The organism is Paenibacillus etheri, assembly GCF_001012825.1.
GTDB lineage: Bacteria > Bacillota > Bacilli > Paenibacillales > Paenibacillaceae > Paenibacillus_AQ > Paenibacillus_AQ etheri.
The window spans coordinates 593790-612241 of record NZ_LCZJ02000033.1 but is presented as its reverse complement, the minus strand read 5'-3'; the positions used below and the strand labels follow the sequence as shown (position 1 = coordinate 612241).

13 protein-coding genes are annotated in these 18452 nt (G+C 45.8%); 9 read left to right on the top strand and 4 right to left on the bottom strand.

What is annotated here, in order from left to right; translation table 11 throughout:
* A partial coding sequence (locus UQ64_RS22160) for a carbohydrate binding domain-containing protein (RefSeq protein WP_060625607.1) occupies nt 1–3597 on the top strand: 3597 nt, incomplete at its 5' end.
* 59 nt (nt 3598–3656) lie between these two features.
* Here the strand turns inward: UQ64_RS22160 and UQ64_RS22155 are convergent.
* Nucleotides 3657–4217, bottom strand: a complete 561-nt coding sequence (locus tag UQ64_RS22155; protein WP_060625606.1) for a GbsR/MarR family transcriptional regulator — start codon at nt 4215–4217, stop codon at nt 3657–3659.
* Between the two features lie 259 nt (nt 4218–4476).
* Here UQ64_RS22155 and UQ64_RS22150 point away from each other — a divergent pair, with 259 nt between their 5' ends.
* From UQ64_RS22150 to UQ64_RS22115, 8 genes are all read left to right on the top strand, one after another.
* Entirely contained in the window at nt 4477–5673 is a 1197-nt protein-coding gene (locus UQ64_RS22150) for a quaternary amine ABC transporter ATP-binding protein (protein WP_060625605.1), read from the top strand.
* Complete coding sequence (locus tag UQ64_RS22145; RefSeq protein ID WP_042191673.1) at nt 5673–6506, top strand: ABC transporter permease; 834 nt, start codon at nt 5673–5675, stop codon at nt 6504–6506. Before UQ64_RS22150 ends, UQ64_RS22145 begins: the two co-directional genes overlap by 1 nt.
* Nucleotides 6507–6520: 14 nt before the next feature.
* Nucleotides 6521–7390 (top strand): glycine betaine ABC transporter substrate-binding protein, encoded by an 870-nt coding sequence (locus UQ64_RS22140; protein WP_060625604.1) that lies wholly within the window; start codon nt 6521–6523, stop codon nt 7388–7390.
* A gap of 264 nt (nt 7391–7654) precedes the next feature.
* Nucleotides 7655–8266: a TVP38/TMEM64 family protein gene (locus UQ64_RS22135; RefSeq protein WP_060625603.1), complete on the top strand. Its 612-nt coding sequence runs from the start codon at nt 7655–7657 to the stop codon at nt 8264–8266.
* A 153-nt stretch (nt 8267–8419) separates the two neighbouring features.
* On the top strand, nt 8420–9502 hold the full coding sequence (yunB, locus tag UQ64_RS22130) for a sporulation protein YunB (RefSeq protein ID WP_425339610.1): 1083 nt from the start codon (nt 8420–8422) through the stop codon (nt 9500–9502).
* Between the two features lie 69 nt (nt 9503–9571).
* A complete protein-coding gene (locus tag UQ64_RS22125; protein ID WP_060625601.1) occupies nt 9572–11005 on the top strand; it encodes a glycosyltransferase family protein in 1434 nt (477 codons plus the stop codon).
* Nucleotides 11002–12204 (top strand): hypothetical protein, encoded by a 1203-nt coding sequence (locus UQ64_RS22120; protein ID WP_060625600.1) that lies wholly within the window; start codon nt 11002–11004, stop codon nt 12202–12204. The genes UQ64_RS22125 and UQ64_RS22120 overlap by 4 nt, the downstream gene beginning before the upstream one ends.
* Nucleotides 12201–12938 (top strand): glycosyltransferase, encoded by a 738-nt coding sequence (locus UQ64_RS22115; protein ID WP_060625599.1) that lies wholly within the window; start codon nt 12201–12203, stop codon nt 12936–12938. The genes UQ64_RS22120 and UQ64_RS22115 overlap by 4 nt, the downstream gene beginning before the upstream one ends.
* A 21-nt stretch (nt 12939–12959) precedes the next feature.
* On the opposite strand, the gene UQ64_RS22110 is transcribed toward UQ64_RS22115, so the two are convergent.
* From UQ64_RS22110 to UQ64_RS22100, 3 genes are read right to left on the bottom strand one after another with little or no spacing between them, the layout of a single operon-like run.
* Nucleotides 12960–14909 carry a glycosyltransferase gene (locus tag UQ64_RS22110; protein WP_060625598.1) on the bottom strand — a complete coding sequence of 650 codons (1950 nt, stop codon included), beginning with the start codon at nt 14907–14909 and terminating at the stop codon, nt 12960–12962.
* Between the two features lie 14 nt (nt 14910–14923).
* Nucleotides 14924–16345, bottom strand: a complete 1422-nt coding sequence (locus tag UQ64_RS22105; protein WP_060625597.1) for a tetratricopeptide repeat-containing glycosyltransferase family 2 protein — start codon at nt 16343–16345, stop codon at nt 14924–14926.
* Entirely contained in the window at nt 16342–18390 is a 2049-nt protein-coding gene (locus tag UQ64_RS22100; RefSeq protein WP_060625596.1) for a glycosyltransferase family 2 protein, read from the bottom strand. Before UQ64_RS22100 ends, UQ64_RS22105 begins: the two co-directional genes overlap by 4 nt.
* Between the last annotated feature and the right edge of the window lie 62 nt (nt 18391–18452).

Below are 18452 nucleotides of genomic sequence, written 5' to 3'. Positions count from 1 at the left end.
CCGACACCGACACCGACACCGACACCGACACCGACACCGACACCGACACCGACACCGACACCGACACCGACACCGACACCGACACCGACACCAACACCAACACCAACCAATGATCCGTGGACGCTGGTTTGGGGAGATGAATTCAATGAAGGGATCATTGATCCTACGAAATGGACCTATGACCTTGGTGATGGTTCGCAATTTAACAATCCAGGTTGGGGCAACAACGAGAAGCAATGGTATACAAGTGATGAGAAGAACGCAAAGGTACAGGATGGCAATCTAGTGATTACTGCGCGTAAAGAAGCAGTAAGTGGCAAGGAGTACACTTCTTCGCGGCTTAAAACGAAAGGTCTGTTCAGCAAGAAATATGGGAAATTTGAGATTCGGGCTAAAGCGCCTACCGGAAAAGGGTACTGGCCAGCGATTTGGATGCTGCCGAAGAACTACGAGTATGGGAATTGGGCTTCCTCCGGCGAGATTGATATTATGGAAGGCTGGGGCAGCCGTCCTAATACGGTAGCAGGTACCATTCACTACGGTGGCGAATGGCCAAACAATGTATATTCCGGCAAAGAGTATGTATTTCCGAAAGGCACTTCGATTGAACAGTACCATACGTATTCCATTGAGTGGGAGCCAGGTGAAATTCGCTGGTATGTAGACGGTAATCTGTTCTTGACTAAAAATGACTGGTACAGCATCAGCAATGGCCAGCCTGCGAATAATGCTTATCCAGCACCATTCAATCAGGAGTTCCACCTGCTGTTAAATCTGGCTGTTGGTGGCAACTTCGATGGTGATCCAACACCAGAGACCGTGTTTCCAAAATCGATGCAGGTTGATTATGTCAGAGTTTATGAACTGACAGGCCGTGAGTATCGTGAGCCGGTGCCAGTAACGCTGGATAAGGAACCTTACTTGGAAGGCTCAAAGCTAGCACTTCCTGACGGAAACCTTGTCTATAACAACAACTTCACGGAGCAGGTTCCGGGAGATGATGGAATGGGCATACCGAATACTTCACACTGGGTTTTGTTTAAAGAACCAGGAACTGATGCTACAGTCTCCACTGTACCGATTGGGGGGCAAAACTTCGTAAAGGTAAATATCAGTAATGCTGGAGGCAATGCTTATTCCGTTCAACCTCAAGCGATCGTATCCGTTGCTAAAGGCAGATTCTATAAGCTCAACTTCGATGCGAAAACAGACGTATCACGTAATATTAGCGTTAAATTAACGGGGGGAGAATCACGTGGCTTTGCTGCTTATTCCCCAGCTCTTAAGGCAGAGCTGACTTCCCAGATGACCCATTACGAAACGATGTTTCAAATGAAAGAGAACTCTGATATTGCAGCACGGATAGAGTTCAACATGGGTACTAATGCTTCACCAGTTTGGTTTGGAAATGTCCGTCTCGAAGAGATAGAAAGTATTCCGTTCGATCATGATGGCCCGAAGGCACCGCTCGGAAGCGGCAATCATTTGTACAATGGCACTTTCGATCTTGGTGAGCCGAATCGGATGAGTTATTGGCATGTAGAAACAGCTAATGGTGCAACGGCCACTGCTAAAGTAGATGACAAAGGCAAACTGAATGTGCAGATTAACGGCAGCGAAAGTGGCGAAGTTCTATTGCTTCAGAAGGGGATTCAGCTCATACAGGGCCAAGATTATGAGCTTACCTTTAATGCTGCAGTATCCTCTGCACGTACAGCCACAGTTCAGCTACTTGGGAAAGACGGAAGCGTATATGCGCAGCAATCGGTTAACTTAGTCCAAGGTGAGCAAGAAATAAAAGCTATCTTCACTAACCTTACAGGTACAACAGATTATGAAGGACAATTCATATTGCTTATGAATGGTGCTGCGGATAGAGTCATCTTGGATAACTTCAAGTTGCTGCGCACAAGCTTTTATTATGATCCATCACTTGTCTACTACCCGCTGGTGAATGGTGAATTCAACTCTGAATTTCATGCCTGGGATTGGCTGTTGACGGAGCAAGGCGGACAGAGCAGTGCTACCGCTGCAGATGGCACAGCGAAGTTTAATATTACGAATACGGGAAGTCAGCCATATTCCGTAATGTTGTTTCAAAATAACTTGAAGGTTGCAAGTGGAAAAGATTATGTGCTTGAGTTTGATGCCAGTTCAACCATAGCCCGAAAAATCGGAGTGAATGTTGAAAATGCATCTTATCCGGCTTCGTTCACAAATATTGTAGAGATTACACCAACAACTAATCATTACAAATACGAATTCCGTCAAGGCAGCAAGGACACATTGTCACTAAAATTCCTGCTTGGTAAAGTGGAGGGTGTTAGTATTGCCCAAAGCCATGATATTATCATCGATAATGTGAAATTTGAAATTAAAAATGCACCGGCCAAACCGCAGGAAATACTAAGCGATAGCAGCAATAATAGAGTGTCGCAGCCGATTGAGCTAACCTTCATAGACCACGAGGATTGGAGAAAGAAAATCGTTGCAGTGAAGGTTAATGGTATAACTCTTGAAACCCAGCAATACACCATTGAACCTGGAAAAATCACAATCGATGCAGCAGTATTTCCATCCGAGGGCAGCTATACAATCACTGTAGAAGCTGACCATTACGCAAATGGGTCTGTGCTTCAGACGATACTTGCTAACGATAACAATCTTGCCATAAATGGGTCGTTCGGCAGTGGTAAGGAAGGTTGGTCTACATGGTCTGGAGAAGGTGGTGTTTCTGCGTTTGATGTGAAGGATGGTGTGGCGGAAATCTTGATTACATCGGCAGGAGGAGATGTGTGGCATACACAATTTTACCAAGAGGGTATCCCACTGGAAGGCGGGAAAACGTATGAGGTGAGCTTTAAGGCGAAATCAACGGTTCCGCGGCAAATCATCCTGGAATACTCCAAAACTTCTGCAGCCTCAGCTCAAGCTAAGTTTGATATTACTGCCGATTGGGCAACTTATGGCGCGCAATTTACGGTGTCGAACAGCAATCCACTGAAGCTGAATTATCTGATCGGCAAAACGCTGGGCGCTGATCCTACGGCTAACAGTACGCCACATACGATTTCTTTTGATAATATTGTGGTCCGGGAGGTACAAGGTGGTCCGCCAGTGACGCCACCAAGCGGCACGCTGGATAATGGAACATTTGATGTGGATTCCAAAGGGTGGAGCCAGTATTTTGATGGAACTGGATCTGCTGCTGTAAAAGATGGGGAATTTGCGATAGACCTGACGGGCACAGGGCAAGCTGCCTACAGCGCACAAGTGGATTACGAAAACCTGAAGCTTGTTCAGGGAAAGACGTATACCTTGAAGTTTAAGGCCCGTTCTACGGTAAACCGTAATATTCAGGTAGCTGTGGAGCATAAAGGCGGGGACTACACCAAATATATGGAAGCTGAGCTTGTAGCTCTGACCCAGAATATGAAGGAATTCAGCTACACATTTACCATGAACGGAGCGACAGACGCAGCTGTTCATCTAGTGTTTTTGCTAGGACTTATTGATGGGAACAGTACGGAGACGAATGGTGAAATTAGCGCGGGCAGTACAATTTATTTGGATGATGTAAGCTTGATCGAAGGTTAAACGAAAAAAACGGCAGTGTTTTCCTTATTAAAGGAGCACTGTCGTTTTTTTGCTTGGAATTAAGATTCTTCTTTAGGGATAAATTCGAAGATCTTACCATTCTCAAAGGATTCTATTAATTTTAGCAACCAGCGGTAGTAATTAATGGATTCGGTAATCTTCTCTTCATCTGTATTTAAGAGCTGCATAAGTTTACTATCGTCACTATACTCTTTTTTCATATCGTTAATTTCTGCAAGTGATTTCGCTAGTGAGATCATATTTCCTTCGACGGCTTTTCTCCATTTAATAGAGAAGTAATCACTGAAGTTCTGATGCCAGTCAGGCACAGTGGTGAACAGGTCTTTGCGAGTCCCTCTCCCCCAAACTTTATCGATCATTTTCAGATCTAGGAGGGTACGGACTCCCGTACTCATGGACGTCTTGCTCATTCCCATTGTTTTGCTAAGTTCATCCAGTGTCACTGGACCTTGATTGAAATACATATAACCGTATAAATGCCCAATAGATAAGGTGATGCCATATAGGTCCATATTTTTGCCGATAGAGTCTATCACGCGTTCACGGGCCTTACTAATCTTATCTATTTGTTCGGGCGTTAACCCTTCTAAATCGTTCATGATGTCCCTCCTGAGGAATAGGTCGATAGACTGCTGCAACCTTATACAATGTATTGTAATCAAATCCCCCTCAAGAAGTAAAGAAATCATGAAGAAAGGAATTTGGTGTAAAACAGAGTATTCTATACATAAAGTACGTAAAGTTAAAACTGTACACTAAATTTTATCCGATTATGGTGTTTGCATGAATTTTCAATAGTCCGGTACACTACTATAAGTGAACTAAACCCGGATGAAACTTCGGGAGAAGGAGGACGGCATGACTATTATAGAGGTGAAACAACTAACCAAAGTATTCGGTCATGATGCGGGACGCGCGATTCCATTATTAGAGCAAGGGATGTCGAAGGAAAAGATTGCTCAGGAATTGAAGTTGACGGTCGGAGTCAACAAAGCCGAATTCAGCATTGAAGAAGGAGAAATATTCGTCATTATGGGATTGTCTGGCAGCGGTAAGTCAACGTTGGTTCGTTTGTTGAACCGTTTGATTGAGCCTACAGGGGGACAAGTCCTTTTTAAAGGAAAAGACGTCGTAAAAATGAACCCGGAGGAGCTTCGGCAATTTCGGCGCAAGAACATCGGCATGGTGTTCCAAAAGTTCGCATTGTTTCCACACCGGACGGTGTTGGAGAATGCGGAATACGGACTTGAGGTTCAGGGCGTAGATAAAAAGAAGAGAACTGAACGGGCCATGGAGGCATTGCATCTAGTTGGTCTAAAGGGCTGGGAGAACCATCGCCCGGATCAACTCAGCGGAGGGATGCAGCAGCGTGTGGGACTAGCAAGAGGGCTTGCTAATGACCCTGATATCCTGCTCATGGATGAAGCCTTTAGTGCACTGGATCCGCTGATTCGTAAAGACATGCAGCAGGAGCTGCTGGAATTGCAGTCCAGAGTGAAGAAGACGATTGTGTTCATCACTCATGATCTAGACGAAGCCCTGCGGATTGGTGATCGGATTGCACTGATGAAGGATGGTGTTATCGTGCAGATTGGTACACCGGAAGAGATTCTCATTCAACCTGCCAATAAATATGTAGAGCGGTTCGTGGAGGATGTGGATTTGTCCAAAGTGCTGACTGCCGCTCATGTGATGCGGCAACCGGAAACGGTTAGACCTGAGCGTGGACCTCGTGTAGCACTTCAATTGATGCGTGATAGCGGCATATTCAGCCTGTATGTGGTAGACAAAGCAAATAAGCTTTTGGGTGTTATTACAGCTGAGGACGCAGCACAGGCACTAAAAGATAATAAATCCATCCTAGAGGTTACACGACGGGAGATCCCTCGTGTATATCCAGAAACACTGCTCAATGATTTCTTTGAACTAATATCTGAGACACATTTGCCTGTAGCTGTCGTAGATGAAGCGGATAAATTAAAGGGTATTGTGATTAAGGGAGCCGTTCTTTCCGCACTCGCGGGTAACGCGGTACCAGAAGGAGAAGGATCTTAATGGACATTCCAAAACTGCCTTTAGGAAAGGCACTCGAGTGGTTGGAAAACTGGCTAACGACGTATTGTGGCCCCTTGTTCGACTTTATCGCTACGATTATCGGTGGGATGGTTTCTGCGATTGAAGGTGCGCTCACGTTCCTGCCTGCATTAGTGCTTATCGTACTTATTGCAGCGTTGTCTTATTGGATTGGAAAATGGCGCATGGCATTATTTGCAGTAATTGGACTGCTCTTAATTGATAATCTCGGATTATGGGGACCCTCGATGCAGTCCTTAGCCCTTGTTCTAACCGCCTCGATATTGGCTGTAGTGATCGGCGTACCGATTGGTATTCTATGTGCACAGAGAAATGCGGTTAGAAATACAGTTACGCCTATTTTAGACTTTATGCAGACGATGCCGGCGTTTGTGTATTTATTGCCAGCAGTATCTTTTTTCTCACTTGGCGTAGTCCCAGGTGTAATTGCATCAATCATCTTTGCGATACCACCGACAATTCGTTTGACCAATCTAGGTATTCGTCAAGTGTCGGAGGAGTTAGTTGAAGCAGCTGATGCTTTCGGTTCAACACCTACTCAGAAACTGGTTAAATTGCAGCTGCCGATCGCGCTGCCAACGATTATGGCAGGCGTCAATCAGACGATTATGTTGTCACTCTCGATGGTTGTCATCTCATCTATGATTGGTGCGCAAGGTGTAGGTGCCTATGTATACCGTGCGGTATCGCAGGCTAAGACAGGAGATGGGTTCGAGGCGGGGATTGCTATCGTTATTATTGCTATTCTACTCGACCGTTTGACACAGAATGCACTAAAGCCAAAACAGAGATAGGGGTTTTAAAAGATATGAAGAAAAAAAATATAGGTTTGTTCCTGTTAGTGATCATGATGATTACTGTTATTGCTGGATGTTCATCAGCTAGTAATGAGAAGGTGAAACTGGCTTATGTGGCATGGGATTCTGAAATTGCAAGTACTTATGTTGTTAAAGAAGTACTTGAAACTAAGCTCGGAGCTAACGTTGAAATGCTGCAGGTAGATGCTGGCCCAATGTGGGCAGGGATTGCTGACGGTAGTGCGGATGCCATGGTCGCTGCTTGGCTACCGAGCACTCATGCAGCTTATTTAGAGAAGTATGGTTCGAAGATCGAAGATTTAGGTGCTAATTTGAACGGAACAAAAGTGGGTTTAGCCGTTCCAGCGTACATGGATATTAATTCTATTGAAGACTTGAAGAACAGTGACCTGGCCGGTAAACTGAGCAATCGAATTATCGGGATTGAACCGGGTGCTGGTATTATGACGACAACCGAAAAGGCTATTGCGGAATATGGTCTTAGCGATTATACGCTTCTTGAAAGTTCATCGGCAGCGATGGCTCAGGAACTGCAAAAATCCTATGACAACAACGAGCCTATCATTGTAACGGGCTGGACACCACACTGGATGTTCGCAAATATGGACCTGAAATATTTGGAAGATCCAAAAGGTGTATATGGTGCGGATGAGCAAATCCATACGATGGTTCGCCAAGGTCTGAAAGATGACATGCCGAATGTCTATAAATTCTTGGATCAATTCGAGTGGACAGCAGAAGATATGGCGAAAGTCATGGTTGAGGTTCAAGGTGGAAAGTCACCAGAAGAAGCTGCTAAGACTTGGGTAGAAAGCAATCCAGATAAAGTGAATGCGTGGATTCAAGGTGTGGAATTGTAAGTAGATAGAATTCTGTGGTATGATGTGAAGAATCAATGGATTACAAAAGTGTAACTTGTACGCTAACCACTGTTCATTACAAATGCACTTCATAAGCAAACTCATTCAATAAAACACCCCGGAAGGGGTGTTTTTCTTGGGAATATAAGCAAAGTAATAAAAGGAATATCTTACTTTTCTTATATTTTTAATGCTTACACTTATGCTTTAGCGAAGTAAATCAGGAGGCAGCTGCTGCAAGGAGTCAAGAGAGGAGACTGCTTCATGACAGAGACCATAAATACCTGGATAGATTGGCTGCTGCAAACGCTAGGCCTTAGGGGACCCTCTATTTTATTTGTAACGATTCCATTGGCGCTTTTACAGAGTATATTAGGATTCTTTCCTTTCGTAATTTTGATTGTCCTCCATGTGTCTGTCTTTAACGTTGTTGGAGGGATGATAATCAGTTGGTTGGCTTGTAATTTGGGTGGAATACTGATGTACTTCCTCATTCGGCGATACCTGTACCATTGGTTTGATCGAAAATGGAGGTCCAAGCTGAAACGGTATGACAAATGGCAGCGTTACTTGGATCGATATGGAATATGGACTTTGGTGCTTCTACGTACGATTCCTATTATTCCGAACAATGTAATCAATTTTATGTCCGCTGTTTCACCGATTAAAGTATCATCTTTTATTTGGGGAACAGTGCTTGGGAATATGTCTTACATTTGGCTATTCGGTACGATCGGCTCAACCCTAATTGTCCCGAAAGAAGAATGGAATGGCTATCTTACTTGGTATGCCGTGTTTATCGCTATTCTAATCGGCATCTTTATACGGCGGCACTGGGACCATTTACAAGAAGATAAACGGAGTAGGATGCACTGATTTTATATTATTAATTGACCATCAAATGAATGAAGAACGTTTCTTTGGCATTATCCGCCGGAGGGAACGTTCTTCTTTTTTGCCTTCTTTCCGAATACCTTAAACTAAGTGGAGGTGGCTTGACCTCTACGTAAGGTGGGAGGGACTATCGCAATGGGCAGATTAAAAAAATGGGGGAACCGAGGGCTGAGATTACCTGATCTAGGTCAACTTCGGCTGCCAAAAATAAATGGGGGCGGGATGCCGAGGTTCTCAGGAAGAAGCTCCGCGTTTAAGTCAAAACCTAGCAGGGCAGCGGCTAGACCACAAAGTGCACGGTTTGAAGCCAAAAGAAGCAGGAGCCATTTGAGGTTATCCAGTAGGGCCGAGAGAAAGTTGAGCGTTTCCGGTGGAAACACGCGTAAGCCAAGAAGCCGGCGCAAATTTTGGTTGATTGCATCCTTGGTATTGATTGTACTTGTATTGCAGGCACTGCGATATGTGGAGCTGCACATGAAGCCACCTATCTTGCATTTAGCACAAATACGTGTGAAGCAAATCGCAACAGAGTCGATAAATAAAGCAATTACTTCACAAGTAGCGAATGGAGGAAATGCGGAGGAACTGATTGATTGGAAGACCGATAAGAACGGGAAAATATCAGGCTTTATGCTGAACTATGCGGAGCATATGCGGATTACTTCACAAGCAGCAGAGGTAATCCAGACTACACTGCAGGATTTGCATAATCAGACAGAATATATTCCGCTCGGTCAGGCACTAGGTAGTCCTCTCATCGCCTCTTATGGGCCTGATATCCCGATCAAGATTGAACCGCAAGGTGCTGTTAAGGTTGAACTCAGCACCCGCCAGCAAAATGCTGGAATCAATATGATTTTAGTTGAGGTCTATATCCATATTGTTACGGAGGTGGCGGTGGTTATTCCGTTTGACATGGAACCCCAAGTAGTAGATACGGAAATTCCTGTGTCTTATCTGATGGTCGTCGGAGACGTACCTATGTATTACTACGATAATCAGGGTCAGCCTGTCGGAGCTAATGGCAGCAGTGCCCCTGGAATTGCTATTCCTGCACCATCTGTAAGTGGAGATAAAAATGGAGTATCAGATCAGAGCAAAGATACCACAGGAAATAGCAAAGAGGATAGCAATTCATCGCCAGCTGCAACCAATTCTTCGAATACAGGTGAAGCTCATACAGAAGAAGATGACAAAGGTGTAAATGGAGGAAATTAAGGGATATCGGGCATCTCTCCTCATAGACTATAGGTAGAGTAGCTTTAAATAAATGGAGCGTGAGTCCTGATGTCACATGAATCGCTGAATCTGGAACGCTTGGCAGGAAGATATGGTTTCCTTGAACGTGCCGGACTTCTCCCCTTGCCTAGTCATGACGGGATTTCTATTGTAGTTGAGCTTAGCCGTATGGAATGTGCAACGGTCTGTTTGCCCTTGTTGCTACTTCACTCAGGAGCCGATGTGCGCATTATTGCTGTTTCAATGACGCCCGATTTCCCCATGGAGGTATTAGCAGGACAGTTCTCACCGGAGGAGCCAGTGATCTTCCTACCCTATGAGAAGGAAGAATATATGCCCAATCTAGCTCTAGCCCATATCGAGACCAGCTTTGCTGTTCTGCTTGAAGATTCGATTATGGTATCGCCTGGCTGGTTATGCGAGTTAATGTGGACTCCCTTTGATGATGCTTCTGTTAAAGTCGTTGCCCCGCGTTCTTCTACCGAGAGGGGGGAAGGGAAGAAACGGCTTCACTTTGGAACTCATCATGAATTAGCGGAGCATGTAAGCTATAGCCTTGGGCGGTACCAAGGCGAATGGCGCGAGGTGGAAGTGCTAACCGGATCTTGTCTTCTGTTTACTAAAGAATTGATTCATCGAATTGGCGGTTTTAACGCTTCGCTTCAAGCGCGATATCTCATGATAGCTGACTGGTGTCTCCGAGCGCGGCAGATTGGAGCGAAACTGGCGCTGAGTGAAGCTGTGTATGTTCATGCTATTCAGTCACTGGATAGATACCCGAGAATGAAGGGCGAATCCAGACAGACGGATGGCTGGCAGACCTACTACAAGAAATGGGCACTTGAAAGCGGGCTGGAGAACGAAGGATATTTAGTACCGCCTACTGAATCCTTAAATTTTCCTCAGCCGGTTATACCATTGGGCAGAATATCCTTAGCTTCTCCTTTGGTAACGGCCATTGTGTATTGTGATGAGCTAAAAGAGCAATGGATAGCTGCACAGCAGCAGAGCTACAAGCATATTCGCTGGATTTGGATCAGAGACACTTTGGTAGACGCTGCTCCTGAGTTTCCGGTTAGCGAACATGATGTAGTGATTACGGTTCGTGGTGAGGATGCATGGTTACGGGCGTTAAAGAACGCATCTGCATTATATGAGAGTGAAATCATTCTGTATTTGTCCACTTCTATCCTATATGAGAAACGTTATATTGAGCGGGTGGTGAAGGCCATAACCCAAGGCTCCGCAGATCTGATTGTAAGTTTATCGACTGAAATGGAGGAAGCGGGGGTTCATTTACTTGCAGAGGGAGATTGGTCGGTCACTCTACCTCTTGAACGTGTTGCTTACAAAGGAGGGATCGTGCCTGGGATGATTAGCAATAGGAAGTCTACTTCCCGTCAATTGCTGCTTCACCCTAAAGCCTCTCTGGTTATAGGCTATATTGGGGATTTGTCCGATTCCAAGGAGGCACACCCATGAAATATTTAATTCTAAGCGGAGGTTCTTGGGAGGACTACGAATATAAAAGATTGCTAGAGCTTCTTCCCGACCGGGAAGAGGTCTGCTTTACTGGACGAATGACCCGTGAGCAGCAGACTAACAGTCAGGTTAGGGCAGTTGCGGCTGCAGATATTTATTCTCTGAACATGAAGCAATACACGATACTAGTCTCATCTCCTTATTGGCTCTCAGAGGTTCTCTCCTTGCAAGCAGTCTATGTAGTAGCACTGTTAGAACGTTGTCCGGAAGAAGAAGATAAGTGGTTATGGGATAAATACAGCGGTTTGCTTGGCGCAAAGGCTAACCTTGCAGCCACCCGATCCGAACGGATATATCTAGAGCAGAGCTTACGCAGGGAAGGTGTGATCTATCTCGGCGGGGATCAGCAGGAATCCTATGGAGTTACCTTTCAGGGAGATCGGCTGTATTTTCTTACGGATTATGAGGTGCTGTGGAGGAAGGCCATATTGAACTTGTGGCAGGATTCAACGAGATCATCTGCTGATTGGGTTACTATACAGCTTGAGCTGCGGGCGGACTATTACATTTCCATGTGCGCTAAGCTGCCCAGTCAACCTGTTGTACATTACTTGGCAGCTTCCTATCTGTACTTGTTGGGGGATCCCGCAGCAAACCGTTATCTGGCACAATCCTTTGAGCTCATGGTGCTGTATGAATATTTAGATTGTCTTCATTCACATTTCCGTTTTTTTTCGGCTATAGAGGTTAAGACTGGGGATTTGGAAACAGCTGTTCAACAGTACACGATTACTGCGTTTACAGCTGAGGAGAAGCTGGAGGCGGAAAGGCTGCAGGGCTGGCTTCACTCTGGGCAGTACGAACTTGTTCGAGCAGAGCTGTTCCGCTTGAATGAGAATGAGGCTGCGGCAGTAAGAATTCTAAGCTCTCTTACTACCTCAGAGGCGAAACTGTTGTTGATTCAGAATTATATTCGGATCTTCCAATGGGAGAAAGCGCTAGAGCTTCAGCAAGAACTAGAGGGCAGTGTTGATGGGGTTATAGAAGGCACAATACACTTGCTACATGGCAGAAGACATGAGGCTATACGAAGCTTCTTAAATGCGGCAGGGCAAGACAATCAGGCGTGGCCGCTTTTATCAGAGATGGCGGATCTAGAAGAGGCTATAAGACGATTGAAAAGGAGAGTGGAGGCATGAGTAGTCATAGATGGCCTCTCCGCAAAACAGCAGGTAACCGCTTGACGGCTATGATGCAGGTTCGAAATGAAGCTGGCAGATATTTGGAGCAGGTGCTTGAAGAACTAAGCGAGTTCGTGGATGATATTGTGATTATAGATGATGGAAGTACAGATCATACGGCACAGTTATGTCGTTCTTTTGCCAAGGTTACGAAGCTTGTGACACTGGAGACCTCCTTGTTTAATCGTGAGTGGGAACTAAGGCAGATGTTATGGGATTTGGCGGTGTCTACAAATCCTGATTGGCTCCTGTCTGTAGACGCTGATGAGTTCTATGAAGAGGCAGCTAAACGGGAGATGAGACGGCTGATTGATCAGGATGTGTATGACTGGGTATCTTTTCGGCTATTTGATTTTTGGGGTGGCACCACCCATTATCGTGAAGATGAACACTGGAATATCCATACGAAGTATACTCGTACACTAGTCCGATACTTGCCGAATTTTCATTATTTTTTCCCGAAAATGGATCATCATGTTCCTAGGCTCCCGCTTTCTTACTCTGTATTGCCGGGCTTTCTTGCCGAACTGCGAGTGAAGCATTATGGATGGGCCGTTTCGCCGGAAGAGCTTCATCGTAAATATTCGCGTTATCTGGAGCTTGATCCAGAGGGACGTTGGGGGAGTCTGGAGCAGTACCAGTCCATTCTAGATGAGCAGCCCCATTTGGTCGAATGGAGGGAAGAGCTCTGAAATCTGAATCTGCCAGTCATTTTAGGTCTGACTGGCAGATCTGACGAGCAGCCCCCATGGGATTTGACCTGAGGATATCCCATGGGGATAAGCTTTTGCCGCGAGCATGAGCTTGTAGTATGAGAGACCCACTGCAGTAGTAGTTCCCCCGATCCTGCGCAAAGCCATTTCATCTGATAGAGCGATCTTTGGAGTTTCCCCACAGGAGCAAGCTATAGCCACATATAATAGCCATTCGGCGCAGTCCGTCGAGGTATTATAATGAAGGTTGTGACTGAGATAGATGGAGCACCACTGTTTCTTTACCGGGATAGGAGCCTCAAGCAATCCATGGAATAAGGGCTGCGGCAGCTTGCACCATTGGAATGAAGAACCCTCTGATTGTCGATAAAGCGTTAATACACTATCCCAAGCACCGACCTGAAGCAGCAATTGCGCAGCATAGCTCAGATCAGGAAGAGCAGGCTTAATGCCAGAAAGACCTGTTAAAATATGATGAATCGATAACATCCCCGGTCTGTATGGCAATATGGAGACAAGCCACTGCATGGCTGACGCTGTATCTCCAGCACGGCAAGACAAAGCCCAAAGATAAACGAGTATTGATGGACGTTCGGAAAGAACAGATGAATCATGAAGCAGCTGTTCAAGGGGTGCGAGGGTATGATCCCCCTCTTGCTGCTGAGTACAAGCAAGGAAAGCCTGCACAATAGTGTGAACGGCTAGCGGTAGCTGCGAAGCAATAGAGAGGGTGGACAGCCATTCAAAATCACGAGCATTGAGGGCTGCGGGTACAAGATAGCCTAAGGTAATCGGTGAGAGAGCGTGGATATGGCAGCGGGTCAATGCGCCCAGACTTGACCTCTCTCCAGATAGCAGACTTAGCGGGACAAGCTGTCTCCATGTATCCGTATAATCTGGTTTGAATTGTATAGCAGCCTCGTAGTGTTTCTGCGCGTTTGAATACAGAAATAACTTCTCGCACACTCTGCCCGCTAGTAGTTCTGTTCGATACGTTCCACTTCCCGAAGAAGAAGAATATTGACGTGCTTTGGCCCCGCTCTTCAGCGCTTGATGCAAGAAGTGTCTAGCTTTGCTAAGCTGTCCTTGTTCGAGTAACAAAGCAGCATAGCCCTCTAATAAATCAGTGAAATCGGGAAACAATAAGCTCCCCGCTTGAAAGACTTCCTCCGATTCCTGCTGCCGGCCACATCGTTGTAAGGCGTAGGCAGTCTTAAGATAAATATCGGAGGCATACCCGGATTGGGTTGGAACATCAGCGAGCAATGGAAGAAGTTCATCTGCCGCTGCATGATATTGTTCCTGTTGATAATACTCTACCCCTAGTGCATAACGAAGGATTAGATGGTTCGGTTGAAGCTGCAGACCATTGTTTATGAGGGCTAAATTACGCTGGTATTTATTTTTGCGCTGCAATTCATTCTCTAAATAACCGTAGTGAAAAATACGCAATTCAGCGTAAGTGATTTCTCCCGAAGGAAGCTCCCATATGCTGCTGGCAGGCTCCTCATGAATGATCCCACGGAAGATGATTCTTTTATCGTTTCTGAACAGGCGGCAGACATGATCGGTAACAAAATCCGCTTCAGGTGCATCACCGATATAATGGATAATGGGCAACCAATATCCGTGAATTTGCGCTGCGTCCAGCAGGTGCTGGAGCTGCTCCTTCCCCCAATGGTCTACAGCCTCATCGGCATCCAGCACCAGAATCCAGGGGGAAGTTGCATGCTTCAGACTTAGGTTTCGCGCTTTCGAGAAATCATTCTCCCAAGGCATTTCGATGATCTTTGCACCGAATTTAAGCGCTATGTCTTTGCTATTATCCTCAGACCCGGTATCTACAATGATGATTTCCGATACGATTCCTTGCACAGAGGACAGGCATTTCTCCAGGTGGTTTGCCTCATTCTTAACGATCATACAAAGTGTGATATCGGGAGTGGTCATGGGAAACGTCCCTCCTATTCTGAAACTTTGGGAAGCGGAAGAGCTAGGCGTACTCTTTTGACCGCTGGAGAATAGGTAGCTGAAGAGGACAATGAAGCAAGCAGACGATCCGCTAACAAAATCTGTGAACGCACCTGTTGAGCTGCTTTATTAAATGCCACTTCTATAGAAATGGGCTGCTCCGTGGCATTTATCAGCTGTGCGGCTGCTTCCTTACATCCCTCACTCTGTAATAATTCTAGGAGAATCCTGTTTTTAGTCACTGTGTAGTCTGGCAGATGAGCGTGGAACCAACCGTAAATCTCACTCTCACGACCTGCACATTTCAGGGCTCGCAGCAGCCGGGCAATGACGGGAGCCGGTTCGGGATGAAGCTGTGCGGTTTTGGTGTAACAAGCAATGGCTTCGGTCTCATCACCCATCTCTTCACATAATTGACCCAGCATATAATAGGTTAAATATGAACCGAATCCAGCCTCAGTATGGTAGCCGGGAGGAGCAGCTCCGATGACCAGCGCTTGTAGCAACGCTACTTTGGCTTTTGCAAAGGCACCTAATTGTAATAGTAGAGCCCCTTTGATATGAGCTAAGTCTGGGTAATCCGGATGTGCGCTAATTCCACGCTCACAGGCTGCAAGTGCCCCAGGGTAATCTTTTAATTCTGCAAGAGAGCGAATTTCATATTTGTGCAGCAGATGGATGTAACTTGTATCAGGCGGAGCCTCTTCTAGTGATTGTTGGATATGCTTTAGAGCAGGTTGATACTCCCCCAGACGCATATACTCAACAGCCATATTAAAATGGTGGAAAGGATCTTTAGGATTTAACCTTAGCTGTTCTTTCAGCAGCTCGACATTTCGTTTGATTTTATCTTTCTTGACCACTACCCCTTCTGCGTAACCATAATGATGGATGACTACAGTGGTCAAATGCATCGGTGCCTGGGGTGTAGCTGTTATGATGGCCTCAGCGATCTGTTCGTGAATGATACCGCTAAACCGGTATTTAGGGCGATTACGGAACATCCGAATAATCGGATTGACGGTGATCGTCTGTGAAGCGGGGGTTAGCCCTTTGTGATTATGAATCCGTAGGAAAAACGCCTCGTACTCCATATGCTCAGCACACAGCAGTAATTCTCCCTTGCTCTCCTCACTTAATTCCTCATCTCCATCTAGAACGAGAATCCATTGTCCATGGGCCTGCTGGAGACCTGCGTTGCGGGCAGCAGCAAAGTCGCCGCTCCAAGGGTATTGTATGATTTTAGCCCCGAAGCTTAGGGCAATTTGAACCGTAGCATCGGTAGATCCAGTATCGACTACAATGATCTCATCGACGACTCCGCGTACGCTTTTTAAACATTGGCTCAAGCTATCTCCTTCGTTCTTAACGATCATGCATAAGGAAATTTGTGGATTTCTCCTTGAACGGTTCATAGGGATGATCTCCCTTCGCTCTGACGGAAGCTCCACTGTGTGTGCCAAGGTGTACGATTCAGCAAGGAAATGGATTTTCGGATCGCTCCGATATCCTCCTGCAATGGGCCATGAGCATGGGCATCATTTAAACTTTGAAGAGCATCTTCCATACTCAGCTTCGCTTGCTGAAGATAACAGAGGGATAAGCCGATCCTGGCGGATTCAAGTTCAGGCTCAGGCTCTTGTTCCAGCGCTTGCTGAAACCATTCACTGGCTTCGGAATAATGCCCTTTGTCAAAGATCATCTCACCAATATAAAAAAGCACGCTTGCATCGGCGATCTTATCGCGAACAAGTACAATAAATTCCTCTCCTGCGGCCTGCCAGTTCCCCTCTTTATATAATGCTGTGGCTAATTCAGATCGATAAACAGGGAACAGGTCCACTAAGGTATGACTAAGTGTGAGCTGATGCAGCTTTACAGATTGTTGGATGAGGTCTGAAAGGAATGAGGAATAGAAGTGATCTACCTCTATTTCTACCGGACATGCCTCTTGCTGGCGTTGGCATCGCTCAATGTATTCCAGTCCAGAACGGAGTTCATCCGATGTATGGTTGAGCAGGTCGTTTTTAAATTCTCCATATCGTTCCCATTGGCAAATGGCCCAAAGGGTATACCACTGCTTTTGATGCTCTAAACCATGATGATCTTGGGAAGCTAGTGAGGTCATCTGTCTTATAGCTGTACATGCGTCTTCCAGCTTGCCGGTGATGATGAGTGAAGAAATGATCCCATTTGCAGTATCCAATTCCAATGGGAAAATATCTCGGGATAAGGTGGTAATGGACTCATAAGCATTTATCCCATATAAACTGTCAATGATCGCGGATCTACTGGCTGAATTAGTTGGGGGAACGAGTTGGATCAGTAGAGTGGTGATTTCCTCATCGGGTACAGCTAGACGTTGAAAAGCAGCAGCTATCCCTTGCAAGGCGGGCGTATATAAAGAATGGTGTTGAAGTGCACGATGAAAAAATCTCGCAGCATCCTCGAGAAGACCAATCCGCTGTGAGATTAAACCCATACGGTATAGGGGGCGAAAAGTGCTCATTCCTTGTTCACATACATATTTTCCGCTAAGTACCTCATGTTCAGGAATGGACTCTGCATGTTGATAAGCTAATAGCGCACGTTCCAAAAGTCCTTGGCTTTCCAAAGATTGCCCTAACAAAAAATGCAAATCAGGGTAGTCGCCATAACGCTCCAGTTCAATCATCAGCAAGGGGTCAATCGCATTCGTTTTTCCTTGAGCATGGTAAATTTTACAGAGATCCCTAATCATCGTAGGACGATAGGAGGCTTCGAGTGCTACATGGTGGAGGGCTTGACGAAGCAACGTCTCAGCTTCCTGAAGACGACCGTCCTGACAGCAGTTTACTGCCAAATTATAGGAGCAAAAAGGATCATCCGGATATTCGGTTAAAGCGAGGTGCAGCAGGTGCCTATTTCGGTTGATTTTATCTTTTCGTGCCATGATTTCGGGTAAATATCCAAAGTGTATAATCTCAAGTTGACTGTGCTCAATCGCCGAGAGGTTATGTTTGTTAAGGATTGAAGTGTCAATTCCCTCATGAATTCTTCCACTATATTGATAACCCTGTCCATTTCGGAATAAGCGAACTGCACTGTGTTTTACCTTATCTTCAGGTCGTGCGCCTACCCAATTATCAATGTTTACTGTAAAAGCCTGTGCTTGTGTGTTCTGCAGAAGGCTGCGGAGTTCTGTAAGTGGGGTTTGCAGGCACTCATCGGCATCGAGGATAAGAATCCAATTCGTTGTGGCTTGAACGAGCCCTTCATTACGGGCTGCAGAGAAATCGTCTGTCCATTCCCGTTGGAAGACTCTAGCCCCGTGCGCTTCGGCAATAGCTATGGATTCGTCAGTAGAACCCGTATCTACCATCACAATTTCGTCAGCACCAGCTACGCTTGCGAGACAGTGGGGCAGGAGATCAGCTTCATCTTTTACGATGAGGTGAACGCCAAGTGTAATAATGTTCACGGTTGTTCCTCCTTGGAAGGCATTATGTGTTTGTTGCACATATGTAGATCTGCTGACACAAG